Annotated in this window: 16 protein-coding genes, 1 other RNA gene and 1 pseudogene; 9 read left to right on the top strand and 9 right to left on the bottom strand. The window is 33.2% G+C overall.

All coding sequences use genetic code 11. The features are described from left to right. Positions 1-147 precede the first annotated feature (147 nt). Both Q0772_RS14745 and Q0772_RS14740 read right to left on the bottom strand, forming a co-directional pair. On the bottom strand, positions 148-927 hold the full coding sequence (locus tag Q0772_RS14745) for an SDR family oxidoreductase (protein ID WP_298346362.1): 780 nt from the start codon (positions 925-927) through the stop codon (positions 148-150). Positions 928-957: 30 nt separating this feature from the next. Next, positions 958-2,163, bottom strand: coding sequence for an NAD(P)-dependent oxidoreductase (locus Q0772_RS14740; RefSeq protein ID WP_298346361.1), 1,206 nt, complete (start codon positions 2,161-2,163; stop codon positions 958-960). 246 nt (positions 2,164-2,409) lie between these two features. Here Q0772_RS14740 and ssrA point away from each other — a divergent pair. From ssrA to Q0772_RS14725, 3 genes are all read left to right on the top strand, one after another. Next, positions 2,410-2,804, top strand: a transfer-messenger RNA (tmRNA) gene (ssrA, locus tag Q0772_RS14735). A 118-nt stretch (positions 2,805-2,922) separates the two neighbouring features. Continuing rightward, positions 2,923-4,323 carry a hypothetical protein gene (locus Q0772_RS14730; RefSeq protein WP_298346359.1) on the top strand — a complete coding sequence of 467 codons (1,401 nt, stop codon included), beginning with the start codon at positions 2,923-2,925 and terminating at the stop codon, positions 4,321-4,323. A 230-nt stretch (positions 4,324-4,553) separates the two neighbouring features. Beyond that, positions 4,554-6,164, top strand: coding sequence for a hypothetical protein (locus Q0772_RS14725; RefSeq protein ID WP_298346357.1), 1,611 nt, complete (start codon positions 4,554-4,556; stop codon positions 6,162-6,164). A 45-nt stretch (positions 6,165-6,209) separates the two neighbouring features. On the opposite strand, the gene Q0772_RS14720 is transcribed toward Q0772_RS14725, so the two are convergent. The 7 genes from Q0772_RS14720 to Q0772_RS14690 all read right to left on the bottom strand — a co-directional run bounded on the left by Q0772_RS14720 (position 6,210) and on the right by Q0772_RS14690 (position 10,464). Then, complete coding sequence (locus Q0772_RS14720; RefSeq protein WP_298346355.1) at positions 6,210-6,809, bottom strand: nucleotidyltransferase family protein; 600 nt, start codon at positions 6,807-6,809, stop codon at positions 6,210-6,212. After that, positions 6,809-7,840 (bottom strand): XdhC/CoxI family protein, encoded by a 1,032-nt coding sequence (locus tag Q0772_RS14715; RefSeq protein WP_298346353.1) that lies wholly within the window; start codon positions 7,838-7,840, stop codon positions 6,809-6,811. The genes Q0772_RS14720 and Q0772_RS14715 overlap by 1 nt, the downstream gene beginning before the upstream one ends. 130 nt (positions 7,841-7,970) lie before the next feature. Next, positions 7,971-8,240, bottom strand: coding sequence for a hypothetical protein (locus Q0772_RS14710; protein ID WP_298346352.1), 270 nt, complete (start codon positions 8,238-8,240; stop codon positions 7,971-7,973). Between the two features lie 202 nt (positions 8,241-8,442). Further along, positions 8,443-8,781 (bottom strand): rhodanese-like domain-containing protein, encoded by a 339-nt coding sequence (locus Q0772_RS14705; RefSeq protein ID WP_298346350.1) that lies wholly within the window; start codon positions 8,779-8,781, stop codon positions 8,443-8,445. A gap of 64 nt (positions 8,782-8,845) precedes the next feature. Continuing rightward, positions 8,846-9,160: a rhodanese-like domain-containing protein gene (locus tag Q0772_RS14700; RefSeq protein WP_298346348.1), complete on the bottom strand. Its 315-nt coding sequence runs from the start codon at positions 9,158-9,160 to the stop codon at positions 8,846-8,848. A gap of 106 nt (positions 9,161-9,266) precedes the next feature. Then, positions 9,267-9,908, bottom strand: a complete 642-nt coding sequence (locus tag Q0772_RS14695) for a thioredoxin family protein (RefSeq protein ID WP_298346345.1) — start codon at positions 9,906-9,908, stop codon at positions 9,267-9,269. Positions 9,909-9,915: 7 nt separating this feature from the next. After that, positions 9,916-10,464: a TlpA disulfide reductase family protein gene (locus tag Q0772_RS14690; RefSeq protein WP_298346343.1), complete on the bottom strand. Its 549-nt coding sequence runs from the start codon at positions 10,462-10,464 to the stop codon at positions 9,916-9,918. Positions 10,465-10,767: 303 nt separating this feature from the next. On the opposite strand from Q0772_RS14690, the gene Q0772_RS14685 reads away from it, so the two are divergent. The 6 genes and pseudogenes from Q0772_RS14685 to Q0772_RS14660 form a co-directional block, all read left to right on the top strand. Beyond that, complete coding sequence (locus Q0772_RS14685) at positions 10,768-11,064, top strand: GIY-YIG nuclease family protein (protein WP_298346341.1); 297 nt, start codon at positions 10,768-10,770, stop codon at positions 11,062-11,064. Between the two features lie 47 nt (positions 11,065-11,111). Continuing rightward, positions 11,112-12,518 carry an anthranilate synthase component I family protein gene (locus Q0772_RS14680; RefSeq protein WP_298346339.1) on the top strand — a complete coding sequence of 469 codons (1,407 nt, stop codon included), beginning with the start codon at positions 11,112-11,114 and terminating at the stop codon, positions 12,516-12,518. A gap of 258 nt (positions 12,519-12,776) precedes the next feature. Further along, positions 12,777-13,343, top strand: a complete 567-nt coding sequence (locus Q0772_RS14675) for an aminodeoxychorismate/anthranilate synthase component II (protein WP_298346337.1) — start codon at positions 12,777-12,779, stop codon at positions 13,341-13,343. 98 nt (positions 13,344-13,441) lie between these two features. Beyond that, complete coding sequence (gene trpD / locus Q0772_RS14670; protein WP_298346335.1) at positions 13,442-14,434, top strand: anthranilate phosphoribosyltransferase; 993 nt, start codon at positions 13,442-13,444, stop codon at positions 14,432-14,434. 315 nt (positions 14,435-14,749) lie between these two features. Beyond that, positions 14,750-15,532 carry an indole-3-glycerol phosphate synthase TrpC gene (gene trpC / locus Q0772_RS14665; RefSeq protein WP_298346333.1) on the top strand — a complete coding sequence of 261 codons (783 nt, stop codon included), beginning with the start codon at positions 14,750-14,752 and terminating at the stop codon, positions 15,530-15,532. A 68-nt stretch (positions 15,533-15,600) separates the two neighbouring features. Next, a pseudogene (locus Q0772_RS14660) lies at positions 15,601-16,269 on the top strand (phosphoribosylanthranilate isomerase); the annotation flags it as partial. Between the last annotated feature and the right edge of the window lie 6 nt (positions 16,270-16,275).

Here is a 16,275-nt window from a genome sequence, read left to right as displayed (position 1 = left end):
TTCAATCTGTTCATATCAATCATAAATCGCATGAATGAATTATGAAATTGAAACATATCTAGTATAAGCCATGTTTTAAGAACCTAGCAAAGACTTTTATATTTTAAATTAAGAGGATTAATAGGGTGTATTTAATTCATTAAAAACTTAATCTCGTCTATTTTTCTTTTGGATTGTTCTAACAATATGTGTAGCAGTCCTCCTTGGAACTAACCTTGGTAAAATCGACAAGAACTTATTAAAGCCCCCTGGAATAGCATACACTTTTCCTTTATGCATGGCTTTATATCCATAAAGAGCAACCTCCTTAGCATTTGCCATGTTAAATTTTATTTTATTATCACAAGTATTTTGAGAAACAGTTTGTTGAAATGCCGTTTTTGTTGGGCCAGGGCATAAAGCTGTTACACTTACTCCAGTACCTTTTAATTCATTTGCTATAGCCTCAGAAAATGATAGCATATAACCTTTTGATGCATAATAAATTGACATTAGAGGACCTGGTTGAAATGCTGCCAAAGATGACATATTCAAAATTTTTCCCGAACCGCGCTTTATCATACCATCTAACACTAATTTTGTTAGATGTGTAGTAGTTAATACATGTAGGTGTAACATTTCTGATTCACGTTCCCAATCAGTTTCTGTAAATGAACCGAATAAACCAAACCCTGCATTATTTACAAGTATATCTATGTGTTGGTTTTTAATATCCTCCATGATGCTTTTGGAGATATCAGGGAGACTTAGATCTTTAATCAAAGTTTCCACTTCAACATCAAACACTTTCAAAATAGATTCTTTCGCTTTTAAAAGGTTTGCAGCATCTACATCAATTAACACAAGCTTATATTGATCTTTTGCTAACAAAAATGATAACTCAAGACCTAATCCAGATGCTGCACCTGTAACCAAAGCTGTTTTCATGATGTACTTATTTACAAGATGGTAAAAGTATTACTTTTCTTCTATATAGTCTTGTAAATAACTAAAACGCTCAGTAAGTTTTCCATTTCCCGTAATTTTAGCGCGTTTTAAAATACCATCCTTATCATTATTAAAAAAAGCAGGTATTACGTGTTTTAAAAACATATCTCCAAAACCTTCGCTAGCATCTTGTGGAAGTTCGCAAGGGAGATTATCTACAGCCATAACGGTTATAGCTTTTTCATTTTTATAATCAACTTCAGATTCTGTTTGTGGGTCGTAACCATAAATAGGGTCTGCAATGGTTGAAGCTCTTAACGTTGTTGCTACTGGCCCATCTACATCACAACTTATGTCTGCAACTACTTTAATATTAAAATCTGAAGATTTCACGTCGTTTCTGGTGTATAAGTATGGTGCACCATCTCCGTAGAAATGTCCAGCAATGTAATAATTTGTTACTTTAGCAAAACGCATAAAGTCTGACTCATATTTTTCAGGGTAATTGAAAAAATCAAATACATCAGTTGCTTCTGTTCCATCCAACCTTTTATTATAATCTAATACATCAATTTTACAATACACTGGTTCATCAAAAGTATTGTTTAAATAATTTTCAACAGAAACTGATTTGATGTTCATAGCATCTAGCATTTCTTTAGAGCCGTTAGATACTTTACCACTACCAGTAAGCAATATTTTAATATTTGGCAATTCTATGTTGTTTAATTCTTTTATTAATGCTGCTTGATTTGGCAATGGACCCGCCTTGGGTAAATTCCATGAATTATATTTTAGTCCCCAAGCTCTAAAACCGTTGTAAGCACCTACAATACCTGCATAACGACCAAAACCTATCAATCTAAATCCCTTATCACTTACTATAGTCTCATGGTCATACAACTCAATGTTCTTTTCTAAAATAGCTTGTAACAATTTTCTATTATAGGATTGCTTTTTAATGGTGTGCGAAAAGAAAAAGTATTTTTTATTGGGAATAAGAGCGTCAATGGGGACTTCTTTTACACCAATCATCACATCACAATCTGAAACATTATTTGTAACTTCAAATCCAGCATCGATATATTCTTCATCTGAAAATACGCGAATATCAGAAGCTTCAACTTTGAAAGTAGCTTCTGGATATTTTTCTCTTGCTTTTGCTAATTTTGATGGTGAAAATACTACACGACGGTCTGGTGGGTTTTTGCGTTCTTTGATGATGGCGAATTTCATGGTGATGTGTTGATTTGTGTATTCGTTTAGCTGTTTTTACTGCTAGTGTAAACTGCCAACTGAAACTATTGGAATAATTTTTGCTCTAAATTAGTTGGATTTGGCATGATTTACAAAGATTTTGGTAAATTTGCCGCTTGCGTTAGGGATTAAACGGCATGTTTGAGCTCCTCGCCGAGAGCGAGTAGTGAAAGCCCGACCTCTTGTGGGTAACGCCCTAATGTATATTACTATTTTATTGACAACGGGGTCGACTGGTTTTGACAGCGAGATTAATTGAACGGTAAGCACGTCGTGTAATGGCATTGAAACACGTAAAAGGCTAGACCAAATTTTAAACGGCGAGAATAACTACGCTTTAGCTGCATAATTCGAATTATAGTAGAATTAGCCTAGGCTCACAAGGTGAGCAAGCTTTATGTCTCCGGAAAGCCTTGATTGACGGCGTTCTATTTTGAGGCATCGTAAATGTCAATATAGATTGGGTAGCGCTTTGATGCTCTTTTGAAACTAAAGAAGATAAGTTGTAAGTAGGTTGTCTTTAACCAGTTTACAATCGAAAACCTAAGAATAGACTAAACGTGTAGAAAGCTCTTTGGTTACTTGTTTGGACGAGAGTTCGATTCTCTCCGACTCCACATTCTAAAAACCTATTAACACTTTTAAATGTTAATGGGTTTTCTTATTTCAAAATGTTATTTTTTTATTAAAAATCTATTTATCTTTTAAGTCTATAGTTAAATTTGATAAAAAACTGTTATGACTAACTCAAAAACCACCTTAATTGTCTACTTTCTTTTTACTATTTTTTTTAGCATTAACGCTCAGGAGAAATTGCTTAAAGAAAAAGATTCAACCTTGTCTGGGTTAAAATTTAGAAGTATTGGTCCCGCTTTCATGTCTGGAAGAATTGCAGATATTGCCATAGACCCAAATAACCAAAACATATGGTACGTAGCTGTTGGTTCTGGAGGTGTTTGGAAAACATTAAACTCTGGTACTACATGGAAACCCCTTACAGACAAACAACCATTTTACTCAACAGGATGCTTAACATTAGACCCTAATAACTCAAATACGATTTGGGTTGGAACCGGAGAAAATGTTGGAGGTAGGCATGTAGGTATAGGTCATGGAATTTATGCCAGTTATGATGGCGGTAAAACATGGAAAAATAAAGGTTTAAAAAATTCTGAACACATTTCTAAAATTATTGTAAATCCGAAAAACTCAAATGAAATATGGGTTGCTGCTCAAGGTCCTTTATGGAGTTCTGGTGGAGAACGTGGACTTTATAAAACTACCGATGGAGGCAATACTTGGAAACTTGTTTTAAGTGATAATAAATGGACTGGAGTTACCGATATTGTTATTGACCCAAGAGATGAAAAAATTCTCTATGCAGCAACATGGCAACGCCATAGAAATGTAGCAGCTTATATGGGTGGAGGGCCCGGAACTGCCATTTATAAAAGTACGGATAGTGGTGAAACTTGGGATAAATTGAAAACCGGTTTACCAAACGAAGATATGGGTAAAATTGGTTTAGCTATTTCTCCAATAAATCCAGATGTTATTTATGCAGCTATAGAACTTGAAAGGCGTACTGGAGGCATTTACAAGTCGAGTAATAAAGGTGCTAGCTGGACTAAAATGTCTAATACCGTTTCAGGTGGCACAGGTCCTCATTATTATCAGGAACTCATTGCTTCTCCTCATGTTTTTGATAAACTTTATTTGATGAATAATAGCACGCTTTATTCTGAAGATGGAGGAAAAACATTTAAAACCATGAAAAAGAAAAACAAGCATGGTGATGACCATAGCTTAACTTTCAGACCAGATGACCCAAACTATATGCTTATTGGTACTGATGGTGGTATTTATGAATCTTTTGATGGTTCAGAAAACTGGAAGTTTGTAAATAATTTACCAATAACTCAGTTTTATAAATTAGCTGTTGATGATGCACAACCGTTCTACAACATATATGGAGGTACTCAAGATAACAACTCGCAAGGAGGACCATCAAGAACTTTTAGGACAAATGGTATTGTTAACTCTGATTGGTTTGTACTTTTAGGAGGTGATGGCCATCACCCGCTACAGAACCTGGCAATCCAAATATTGTTTATGCACAATCTCAACAGGGATACTTAAATAGGGTTGACAGAACTACTGGTGAAGCTGTTTTTATTAGACCACAAGAAGGTATTGACGAACCCTATGAACGTAATAACTGGGACTCACCTATTCTGGTTAGTAATCATAATCCGAAGCGTATTTATTTTGGAACACAACGCGTTTGGAAATCGGATGACAGAGGTGATAGCTGGAAACCAATTTCTAAAGATTTAACAAAAAACCAAGAACGCTTAACACTACCCATAATGGGTAAACAACAAAGTTGGGATGCCGTTTGGGATGTATATGCCATGTCCACTTACAACACCATAACATCGCTTTCTGAATCGCCACTAGATGAAAACGTTTTATACATTGGAACTGACGATGGTATTATTCAATTCACTAAAAACGGAGGAGCATCTTGGACAAAAAAATTAGTTAACGAATTACCTAATATTCCATCTTCCGCCTTTGTTAATGATATTAAAGCAGACTTACATGATATAAACACTGTTTATGTTGCTTTAGATAATCATAAATTTGGCGACTATAAGCCTTACTTACTAAAAAGCACTAATGGTGGAAAATCTTGGAAATCTATAACTAACGGCATACCAAAAAATGAGCTTATTTGGCGTATTGTGCAAGACCATTTAAACCCAAATTTGATGTTTCTAGCTACAGAATACGGAATTTATGTAACTCTTAACCAAGGTGAAAAATGGATAAAATTTTCAGAAGGACTACCAACAATTTCATTTAGAGATTTGGCTATCCAAAAACATGAAAGCGATCTTGTAGCTGCTTCCTTTGGTCGTGGATTTTATATTTTAGATGATTATAGCCCGTTAAGAGACGTTACAACAAACACGCTTGCTAACCCTACTCTATTTAAACCCAAAAAAGCATTACAATATAAACCTGTAAGTGGAGGAACATCAAGCCAAGGCGCATCTTATTTTGCAGCTAAAAATCCAGATTATGGAGCAATTTTCACCTACTATCTTCCTGAAAGCTTTAAAAGCCTAAAATCTAAACGCAGAAAAGCTGAAAAGCAATTAAACAAAGAAAATAAAAATATACCTTTCCCAGGATGGGACGCTTTAGATGAAGAAAAAAATGAGCAAGGTGCTTCCATAATCCTAGTAATTAAAGATAGTGATGGTAACTTTATAACAAGAATTAATGCGCCTTATAAAAAAGGGTTTAATCGTATTGCTTGGAACTTAAAGGTTCCTAATAGAACATCCCTAAACATGGAAAATATTAATACTAACACTACTAATTACTACTATAATTTATTCGCTGATGAAGGGTTATATGAAGTTTCTATGTTTTCAAACATAAACGGGAATATAAAGTCTTTATCCAAAACTCAAGTATTTGAAGTAGAAAGAATAAGAGAAAATGTTTTACAAAATCCTTTAAATAATACCATTGAAAATTATATTGAAAGCTTTAAGACATTTAAATCTGAATATGAGGCATGTATCAATAACTTCAACAATGCTAGTGAAAAATTAGAATCTTACAGTAAGGCTGCTATTTATGCTAAAGTTAATCCCGGACCTATAGAGAAGCAGATAAACAGATTGAAAAAAGAAATGCAAGCTCTAAAACAACAACTTAATGGCAATACATCAAAAAAAGAAATTCGGGAAAAAGACTTGCAATCAATATCATCAAGGTTATCTGTAGCTAGTCGTGGTTTTAGTACTACTTACGGACCTACCAAGACACATATGGAAAGTTTTGACAAAGCAAAAATGCTTTTTAATAGAATACAACCACGTCTTAATGAATTTATTAATGACGATATTCCTAAAATTGAAGACATATTGAAAAAGGCTGGAGTACCAACAATTTTAGAGTAGTTTTGTTGTTCGACATTAAAAACAAAAAAAAAGACCTTATAGAAATTATAAGGTCTTTTTTATTAAGTTTTTATAATCTTCAGGAAAATCAATATCAATTAAAATTTCGGCAGATTTTGGTTTGTAACTTATAACATCTGCTAATCTTTCATTAAGCAACTTTTTAGCACCTTTATCACCTTTTAAATTGGATAACATCTTAAAATACTTTCTAGGAAATATTGCAGGAACCCCATTAATCTCTCTATAGGTAGAAGCTATAATTGCTTGCTGATTATCTTTAGAAAGAGCGATAAGTTGGTTTATGTAATTTGAATCTACTTTAGGCTGATCTGCTAACATAATTAAAAGTGCATCTGGCTCTTCTTTCAAATTTTCTAAATGATTAATAATAGAAATAATACTAGAACTTAAGCCTTCATGCCAATTAATATTTTGCACAATACTTACATAATCATCAGAAATTTTCTTCCTAATTATTTCTGAATTTGCTCCCAAAACCACGTATACATTTTCAGCTTTTGACTTTAAAGCATGATTTATAGCTGCTTGTAAAAACGTAGAATTATTAAAAGGAAGTAATTGTTTAACGCTACCCATTCTTGAGGATTTCCCTGCTGCTAATATGACAACAGAAATAGTCATTAGGATTGTGTGCGAATTTTGCCAGAAATGGTTTTAAGATTTATAGGTTTTTTACGTCTAGTAGTTGCCAAAATCTCGGATAGGATAGATATAGCTATCTCTTCTGGAGTTATCGCGCCAATATTTAACCCCGCAGGACTATATATCCTATCTATGAAACTTTCATCTAAATCTGGATGATAATCAAATAAATCGTTTTGGAGTTGTTCTCTTCGTTTTGCTGAGCCTAAAACACCTATATATTGCAAATTACTATCTTTAAATTTAAGTAGGTATCTTAAATCTTGCGCATAATTGTGTGTCATTAAAACCACAGCACTTTCGGAATCTATAATATCAGCATTGAAACCTTCGGGTGTATTTGCTGATACTGATTTAGCTCCCGGGAAATCAGATAATTGTTTTGGATCCTTTATTGATGTAATAACATCTATTTCCCAACCTAAAAGCACTGCTGATTTACATAACTTAACAGCATCATGCTCACCTCCTACAATAAGTAATTTAAAGCATGGTGGCAACTCCTGTTTGAATACTTTGATACCTTTTTTTGAAGTAATATTTCTTTCAACAACTTTTGAGAAAGTAAAAGATTTATTTTGGCAGAATGCGACTTGCGAATAAAAGTCACCTTCACATTCATCTTCTTTTTTGTAATAGGACTGAATTGATATGGTGATTCTTTTTTCTATAGCATTAAAAAACAATGATTTAAACTCATTAGAAACTTTAAAAGGCTCTAATAAAATATAGAGGACACCCTCACAACCTAAGCGATAGCGCCCATCATAAGTCATTATTTTAGATTTCCCCGTTTCAAAGACAGATTGTGCTCTTCGCAATACTTCTTTTTCAACACAACCGCCACTTACAGCACCGGTCATTTTTCCTTCACTCGAAAGTAACATACGTACACCTGGATGCCTATAAGAAGAGCCATCTAAATCTACCACTGTAGCTAATACACTTGTAACTCCTAGTGCCTGATTATTAAAAGCTTCTTGAACTATATGTCTAAATTCATGAATCATACTAAATTCAAGGTAACAAAAATTTATTACTTTCTTAATTAGAAGATAAAATAAAAAAACTCCCGCTATTTCTAACAGGAGTTTTAATTATTTTTCAATGTTGCTTTACAACATCGTATAATACTAAGCTTTAGCTAACCTTTTGCTTTTCTTTCATTTTTTTCAGCAACATAAGTTCATGCTGTATTTCTTCTTTCCTTTGATTGAATTTCCTAACTCTTTCATCGATTAACTCTTGGTTTTTAATCCGAGCTTGACGTCTAAGTTCTGCTTTTTCCAACTCTTTTTGTTGGTCTCTTTTCTGTGCCATTCGTTCTCTAGCTACAGAAAGATATGAAAACCCATACATACTTAAAAATAAGAGGGCTATAATTCCTAATATGACGAAACCATTCTCCATTAGATTAATTATTTTAAATGCTATTAATTGTTAAAAACTTAAAATTTAGCCATTAAGTTAACAAATTTGTAAAAAAATGGCAAATCTTTAATCAAAGAAAGCAAAACCCTATTGCTACAAAAAATAAAAAAGGTAAAGTACTAAAAAAGTAGTTGAAAGAGCAAAATAACGACAAACAGCATGCTTACATAAACAAATACAACTAATTTGAAATTATTTCAAATCCTAACTTCTTCCAATTTAAAAGACCTCCCTTTAACTGATAAATAGAATCGAAACCAATAGCCTTAAATGCCTCTACACTTTTTGAACTACGTTTACCAGAACGACAGTAAATATAAACAGGCACATTAGTTTGAAGTAAACTAATACTATCTTTAAAATGTTCTGAAAAGTAATTGAAATTTATAGCATTTTCAATGTGTCCAGAATTGAATTCTTCTGGCGTTCTTACATCTATCAATTGTAGAGCTATACTGCTATGAACTTTTGTTTTAAAAGTTTCAGGTTTCAAAGTCATAACATCATCTTCAGATGACATACAAGCTGTTAATAGTAAAGTGATTATTAAAAGTAGAAACTTATTCTTGATGGAAATACTATGATTATAAATCAACAACATCTCCGGTCCATTCTAACATCCCTCCTTCAAGATTATAGGCGTTTTCAAAACCTAATTGCTCCATAATTTGACATGCTTGCCCACTTCTATTACCTGAACGACAATAGACATAATAACTCTTACTTTTATCAAGATCTTCAATTTCGTTTATGAATTCTTGTCCTTTATAAATGTCAATATGGATGGCATTGGGGATAATTCCATCTGCAACTTCAGCATCTGTTCTAACATCCAGTACTACAGCATTTTTGTCATTAGCAAGCTGTTCTGACCATTCTTCTTGTGTTAAGTCTTCCATAATTTTGAAATAAATCGTTATGCAAAATTAACATAACTATAATTATAGACGAAAAAAAACCGAAGTTATTACACTTCGGTTTTAGATTATACTCGTTTAATAATTCTTAGTGAGCATTACTTGAGGCTTTTGCTACTTTTATAGAACATCCAATTGCTTTTGTTTCTTTTTGCTCCACTTCTTTTCCATCTAATAAAGCATCTACAGCATTTTCAACATACTTTACTTTTACTGCAGAAGCGTCTCTATGATTATCATCTATAGCACCAATGTATTGTACTACGTTTCCTTTATTTGTTTTTTCAAGCACATAAATATGAGGCGTTTTAGTAGCACCAAATTTTGGATATATCTTTTGCCCTTCATCCATTAAATAAGGAAATGTAAAACCTTTTTCTTTAGCTCTTTTCTTCATTTCTGGTAAAGCATCTCCCGGTTTAACATTAATATCATTTGGCATAATTGCTATAACTGGATAGCCTTTTGACTCATATTTTTCGTTTAATGCTTGAATTCTATCTTCATACATAACAGCAAACGGGCATGTATTGCAAGTAAAGGTAATAATGAACCCTTTAGCATCACTGTAATCTGACATAGAAACCATATTGCCATCAATATTTTTTAACGAAAAATCTTCAGCAACGTCACCTACTTTATACCCCTTATGGCTTGTGTTATTTACAGTAAATGCACTAACCAGCATCAATAAAAGTAGTGCTGAAATTAATTTAATAGACTTTTTCATAATGTATTTAATTTAAAAATTGTTCAACTTCTTTTTCTAATTCTTCATAAGTAAATGATTGTTCAAAAAACTTACTTGTATCGTTTTTATAGATTATTGTTGCAGGTATTGATCCAGACCAATCTTTGCTAATTTTAGGAATCCACGTATTCATATCAATATCATCTAAAGCAATAACTTTTGAAGTCAATTTTTTTTCTTTAATAAACGGTTTTAGTTTTTTATCATAAAGATGTGGAAAATCTAAACTAACCAAAAGTACTTCCACATTTTGATTGTTATAAGTTGAGTTTAATTTTTCAAAGTATGGTAACTCTTTAACACAAGGTGCACACCATGTAGCCCAAAAATTTATAACATGAATTTTATCATCCTTTTTGTTTAAAAACTTCTCAAACCCTTTATAATCATAAACTTCAAGTTGAAAATTATTTACAGATACTTCTTTTTCAACTACTTGCCCTACAGGTTGATTTGAGACTTCGGCAGTTTTCTTTTTTTCCTGACAACTAACTATCATTAAAAGAAAAACAATAATTAATACATTTAACTTCATAAGTATAAATTTAATTAATAGTTCTTTGCATTTCTTATAGTTTAACAAACTTTTATGTAAAAAGTGTTTTAAAGTTTTGTGTATAACTATTTTCATTTCTATATTTGAACAGATTTAAGAATTGAAAATGAAATTTATTTTAAATAATACTTGGTGGTGGTGCTTTCGAAACTAACATTCGTGAAGTAAAATCCTAGTATATTTAAAACTTAAAATATCCAAAAGGCTTGTCATTCACGACAAGCCTTTTTTGTGTAAAAATAGTGTCATTTCCGCGAAGGCGGAAACCATATGGTTTGATTAATGTTTAATGACAAAACATATTACATATACATTATAACAAATAAAAAAGATGGAATTTTGTATATAGGAATGACAGGAAATATAAAACAGAGAATAACTCAATATAAAAAGAAACACACCAGAGGGTTTGCAAATAAACATAGACTAGATATATTAGTTTATTATGAAAATTTTGAAACTGCGGGAGAAGCAATAAAAAGAGAAAAGCAAATAAAGAAATGGAATAGGCAATGGAAAATAAACCTTATTAAGGATTTAAATCCAGATTGGAACGATTTATCACATTTCTTTATATAATTAAATAAAAAAATTTCCGCCTTCGCGGAAAAGACAGTAACTAATTTATGAATAAATACAGCTTATACACGCACCACAAGCGCATCTTAACAGATACCATTACACCTGTTACCGTATATTACAAAATACGAGACAAATACCCCAATAGTATACTTTTAGAAAGTGGTGATTATCATAAAAGTCAAAAAAACTTCTCGTACATCTGTTTCAATCCAATTGCTACAATAAAGGTTGAAAACGAAGTGATTTCAGAAACGTTCCCTGATGGCAGTGCTACATCTATAGAAATAACAGAAGACGTAAACGTAGTTGATGAGATTTATAACTTCACAAAAAAGTTCGATACCAAATCCGAAGAAAATTTCAAGTTCATTAACAACGGTATTTTTGGGTATACGGCTTATGATGCGGTACGCTATTTTGAAGATATACAAATAAGTAAAAAAGACAATTCTGTAGTTATTCCAGATATGTATTATGCGGTGTATCAAAACATTATTGCCATTAATCACTTTAAAAACGAAGCCTATATTTTTGCGCATTGTTATGAAGGTGTAGAAAATAATATTGATGAGATTGATACACTCATCAATGTTCAAAATTTTGCTTCCTATAAGTTTAACGCTAAAGGCGATATAACCTCTAATTTAACTGATGATGAATTCAGAGCTCACGTAGAAGTAGCCAGAAAACATTGCCAACGTGGAGATGTATTTCAATTGGTATTATCTAGACGTTTTACTCAAGAATTTACTGGCGACGAATTTAATATTTACCGCGCTCTTAGAAGTATAAACCCATCGCCGTACCTATTTTATTTTGATTATGGCGATTTTAAAATATTTGGAAGCTCGCCCGAAGCACAATTAATTGTAGAAGATGGTTTAGCCGAAATTCACCCTATTGCAGGAACCTATAAAAGAACTGGAGATTATGAAAAAGATGAAATTTTAGCCGAAAATTTAAAAAACGACGATAAAGAAAATGCAGAACACGTTATGCTAGTAGATTTGGCCAGAAACGATTTAAGTCGCCACGGTAGCCAAGTAAACGTTGGTACGTATCGTGAAGTACAGTTCTTTTCTCATGTTATACATTTGGTAAGCAAAGTAACAGGGCAAAAGCACGATACCACCTCAACCATGCAAGTTGTGGCAGATACGTTTCCCGCAGGAACATTAAGCGGCGCACCAAAACATCGCGCCATGCAACTTATAGAAGATTACGAAAAAACAAGTCGCGCATTTTACGGTGGCGCCATTGGGTTTATGGACTTTCATGGTAATTTTAACCACGCGATTATGATTCGTACATTTTTAAGTAAAGACTATAAATTATTCTGGCAAGCAGGTGCAGGATTGGTATCAAAATCAAACCAAGAAAACGAGTTGCAAGAAGTGTACAATAAACTAGGCGCGTTAACTAAAGCTATTACATTAGCAGAAGATATTTAAAATAAGGGCGTTACCCCAAAGGGGTCGGGCTTTCGGCAGTCGCTCTCTGCGAGGAGCTTCAACAAATGCCTCAATCCCTAACGCGGGGTATACCTGCCAACGGCGTTGTAAAACCAAACAAAAAACGTGTCCGCAAGAGCTGGAGAGATTAGAGATTAGAGATTAGAGATTAGAGATTAGAAAGTTGAATATAGTAGTAAATAAACCAAAATTTAAATAAAAGTTTCTCCACTTTAGAGAGACTAACAGGGGCTTATTATGAAAAAAGTATTAGTTATAGATAATTACGACAGTTTCACATACAATCTTGTACATTATTTAGAAGATTTAAACTGCGACGTTACCGTAGTAAGAAACGATAAATTAACTTTAGAAGATGTAGAACCTTTCGATAAAATTGTATTGTCACCAGGTCCTGGCATTCCAGACGAAGCAGGTTTACTTAAACCAATTATCGAAAAATATGCAGCCACCAAAAGTATTTTTGGTGTGTGTTTAGGCCAGCAAGCCATTGGCGAAGTATTTGGCGGTTCGTTAGTAAATTTAGAAGATGTTTACCATGGTGTTGCAACCAATGTAACCATTAACGTTGATGATGAATACATTTTTAAAGGTTTAGATAAAAATATTGAAGTGGGACGTTACCATTCCTGGGTTGTAAATTCTGATTTACCAGACAGCTTAGAAGCAACCTCTTTTGATGCTAACGGACAAGTGATGTCTTTAAGACACAAAACTTATGATGTTAGAGGCGTGCAATACCACCCAGAATCGGTACTAACACCAGACGGAAAGAAAATATTGGAGAATTGGGTTAATAATTAAAAAGCCCCCAAACCCCCGCAGGGGGCTTAAAAAAATGAAACATAAAATTAAATAACGAATCTAATTCCCTCTCCTTCGGAGAGGGCTAGGGAGAGGCCATGAAAGACATTTTAAACAGATTAATAAACCACGAAACCATTTCAACAGAAGAGGCAAAACAGGTTATTGTAAACATATCAAACGATATGTACAACCCAAGTCAAATAACGTGTTTTCTGTCTGTTTTTATGATGCGTAGCATAACCATAGAAGAATTACAAGGCTTTCGAAATGCACTTTTAGAACTATGCGTAGCAGTAGATTTAAAAGATTTTAATACCATAGATATTGTAGGTACAGGTGGTGATGGTAAAAACACGTTCAACATATCAACCTTATCATCATTTATAACAGCAGGCGCTGGAGTTCATGTGTCTAAACACGGCAATTATGGCGTATCATCAACATCAGGATCGTCTAACGTTATGGAAAACTTAGGCGTTAAATTTTCGAATGATGAAGATTTTTTAAAACGCTGTTTAGATAAAGCAGGCATTTGCATTTTGCACGCACCATTGTTTCACCCAGCCATGAAAAACGTAGCACCAATTAGAAGAGCATTAGGCGTTAAAACCTTTTTTAATATGTTGGGCCCGTTAGTAAACCCATCGTTTCCAAAAAACCATGTGCTTGGGGTTTTTAATTTAGAAGTGTTAAGACTTTACAGTTTTTTACATCAAAATTCTGGACATAATTACAATATTGTTTATGCCTTAGATGGTTACGATGAAATTTCATTAACTGGAAAAGCTAAAATAGTCTCCAATCATTCCGAAAAGCTATTTGCACCAGAAGATTTAGGATTAAAACGCATACCACAAGATGCTATTTTTGGAGGGAACACTGTACAAGATGCTTCAAAAATATTTGTAGATATTATAAGTGGAAAAGGTACAGAGGCACAAAATAATGTGGTTTGCGCCAATGCAGGATTAGCCATTGCAACTAGTAAGCAAATTTCGCATCAAGAAGGTTTTGAAATAGCGAGAACATCATTGTTTTCTGGAAAAGCAAAAGCAAGTTTAGATAGGTTGATTGAATTGAGTTGTTAGTTGTTAGTTGTTAGTTGTTAGTTGTTAGTTGTTAGTTGTTAGTTGTTAGTTGTTAGTTGTTAGTTGTTAAGATTAAAATAACGTTAGAAACAAAAAGAAAATTTGTAGAAAAGTCAAGTCCCAAGTCAATTCAAAAGAATTGATTGTCAAGGCGCAGAATAGATAAAGAAAAGCTCCGAGAACAGGAGAACGCAGTTCGACGCGGAGTTTTCGTATCGGTTTTCTTCTGTAAATCAGAAGAAAAATTCCTTGACTTGATCTTGATTTTTTGGTTCGTTTTGCATCAAGGCAAAATGAACAGAAATAAAAATTATAATGGATATACTAGAAAAAATAGTAGTTGATAAACGAAAAGAAGTCGCATTGAGGAAAGCGTTAATCCCAACCTCTCAGTTAGAACAATCAGTTTTATTTGAAAGACAAACGGTTTCGCTTGCCAATAACCTACGCAATAGTACATCTGGCATTATTGCAGAACATAAAAGACGTTCGCCATCAAAATCAGTCATAAACAACAGTCTCAATGTTCAAGATGTAGCAAAAGGCTATGAAGATGCAGGCGTTTGCGGTATGTCTGTTTTAACCGATGGCAAGTATTTTGGAGGATCGTTAGACGATTTATTAACCGCAAGAGCCAGTTGTAATTTGCCGCTTTTAAGAAAAGAGTTTATAATAGACGAGTATCAAATTTTAGAAGCAAAAGCGTACGGTGCAGATGTAATTCTGCTTATTGCAGCCATATTATCGAGAGATGAAATTAAACAATTTTCAGAATTTGCTAAACGTTTACATTTGGATGTACTTTTAGAAGTACATAACGAAGAAGAACTACATAAATCTGTAATGCCAAGTTTAGATATGCTTGGTGTTAATAATAGAAATTTAAAAACGTTTGAGGTAAGTTTAGAAACCAGTAAAGGTTTAAGCGAGCGTATTCCAGACGATTTTGTAAAAGTATCAGAAAGTGGCATTAGTAATATTGAAGCAATAAAAGCATTACAACCTTATGGATATCAAGGATTTTTAATAGGTGAAAATTTTATGAAAACCGATAATCCTGGAGCAAGTGCAACAGCATTTATAAAAAACCTGCTCTAACCTGCCAAACGGCAGGCTTCCCCAACGGATGAGGAGATTGCTATCTTAAATGGAAAAAGAAAAATACTATGAAAAGAGATACAAAACATACACCGCAACAAGTACTTTCCCCTTTAGAAAAAAGTAAGCTTAAAATTAAAGTTTGTGGTATGAAATACCAAGATAATATTGAAAGTGTTGCAGCGTTACAACCTGATTATCTGGGATTTATTTTTTATAAAGAAACGCCTCGCCATTTTGACACTAAAATTCCTGAAATTCCTGAAGGCATAAAAAAAGTAGGGGTTTTTGTGAATGAAGATGTGAGTACGGTTATTGAAAAGATAAACGAATTTAAGCTAGATGCGGTACAATTACACGGTGAAGAAGCACCTTATTATTGCAGCATTTTACGCTCTACTAACCTACTCTCTAAACCTATAGAAATTATTAAAGTATTCTCTATAAAAGACGAATTTAATTTTGAGGTTTTAGAGGCATTCGAAAATGTTTGCGATTACTTTTTATTTGATACCAAAGGCAAATTACCTGGTGGCAATGGTTACAGATTTGATTGGAGCGTTTTAAACGATTACCCATCTACAAAACCTTTCTTTTTAAGTGGTGGTATTGGTATAGACCAAATAGACGACATTAAAAATTTTATAGTAAGTAAGGCATCAAAATACTGTTATGCTATTGATGTAAATAGTAAATTTGAAACGGAACCTGGATTGAAAAACAAATCCATTTTAAGAGAATTC

Source organism: uncultured Algibacter sp. (genome assembly GCF_947490405.1).
Lineage (GTDB): Bacteria > Bacteroidota > Bacteroidia > Flavobacteriales > Flavobacteriaceae > Algibacter_B.
The sequence above is the reverse complement of the archived record's forward strand: the minus strand, read 5'-3'. Positions and strand labels throughout refer to the sequence as shown.

Coding starts and splice junctions, on each gene's coding strand:
- Q0772_RS14675 (WP_298346337.1), top strand. CDS start 12,777: ATGAAAAAAGTATTAGTTATAGATAATTACGACAGTTTCACATACAAT.
- Q0772_RS14720 (WP_298346355.1), bottom strand. CDS start 6,809: ATGACTATTTCTGTTGTCATATTAGCAGCAGGGAAATCCTCAAGAATG.
- Q0772_RS14715 (WP_298346353.1), bottom strand. CDS start 7,840: ATGATTCATGAATTTAGACATATAGTTCAAGAAGCTTTTAATAATCAG.
- trpC (WP_298346333.1), top strand. CDS start 14,750: ATGGATATACTAGAAAAAATAGTAGTTGATAAACGAAAAGAAGTCGCA.
- Q0772_RS14710 (WP_298346352.1), bottom strand. CDS start 8,240: ATGGAGAATGGTTTCGTCATATTAGGAATTATAGCCCTCTTATTTTTA.
- Q0772_RS14700 (WP_298346348.1), bottom strand. CDS start 9,160: ATGGAAGACTTAACACAAGAAGAATGGTCAGAACAGCTTGCTAATGAC.
- Q0772_RS14705 (WP_298346350.1), bottom strand. CDS start 8,781: ATGTCATCTGAAGATGATGTTATGACTTTGAAACCTGAAACTTTTAAA.
- Q0772_RS14680 (WP_298346339.1), top strand. CDS start 11,112: ATGAATAAATACAGCTTATACACGCACCACAAGCGCATCTTAACAGAT.
- Q0772_RS14690 (WP_298346343.1), bottom strand. CDS start 10,464: ATGAAGTTAAATGTATTAATTATTGTTTTTCTTTTAATGATAGTTAGT.
- Q0772_RS14730 (WP_298346359.1), top strand. CDS start 2,923: ATGACTAACTCAAAAACCACCTTAATTGTCTACTTTCTTTTTACTATT.
- Q0772_RS14685 (WP_298346341.1), top strand. CDS start 10,768: ATGTTTAATGACAAAACATATTACATATACATTATAACAAATAAAAAA.
- Q0772_RS14695 (WP_298346345.1), bottom strand. CDS start 9,908: ATGAAAAAGTCTATTAAATTAATTTCAGCACTACTTTTATTGATGCTG.
- Q0772_RS14725 (WP_298346357.1), top strand. CDS start 4,554: ATGGGTAAACAACAAAGTTGGGATGCCGTTTGGGATGTATATGCCATG.
- Q0772_RS14745 (WP_298346362.1), bottom strand. CDS start 927: ATGAAAACAGCTTTGGTTACAGGTGCAGCATCTGGATTAGGTCTTGAG.
- trpD (WP_298346335.1), top strand. CDS start 13,442: ATGAAAGACATTTTAAACAGATTAATAAACCACGAAACCATTTCAACA.
- Q0772_RS14740 (WP_298346361.1), bottom strand. CDS start 2,163: ATGAAATTCGCCATCATCAAAGAACGCAAAAACCCACCAGACCGTCGT.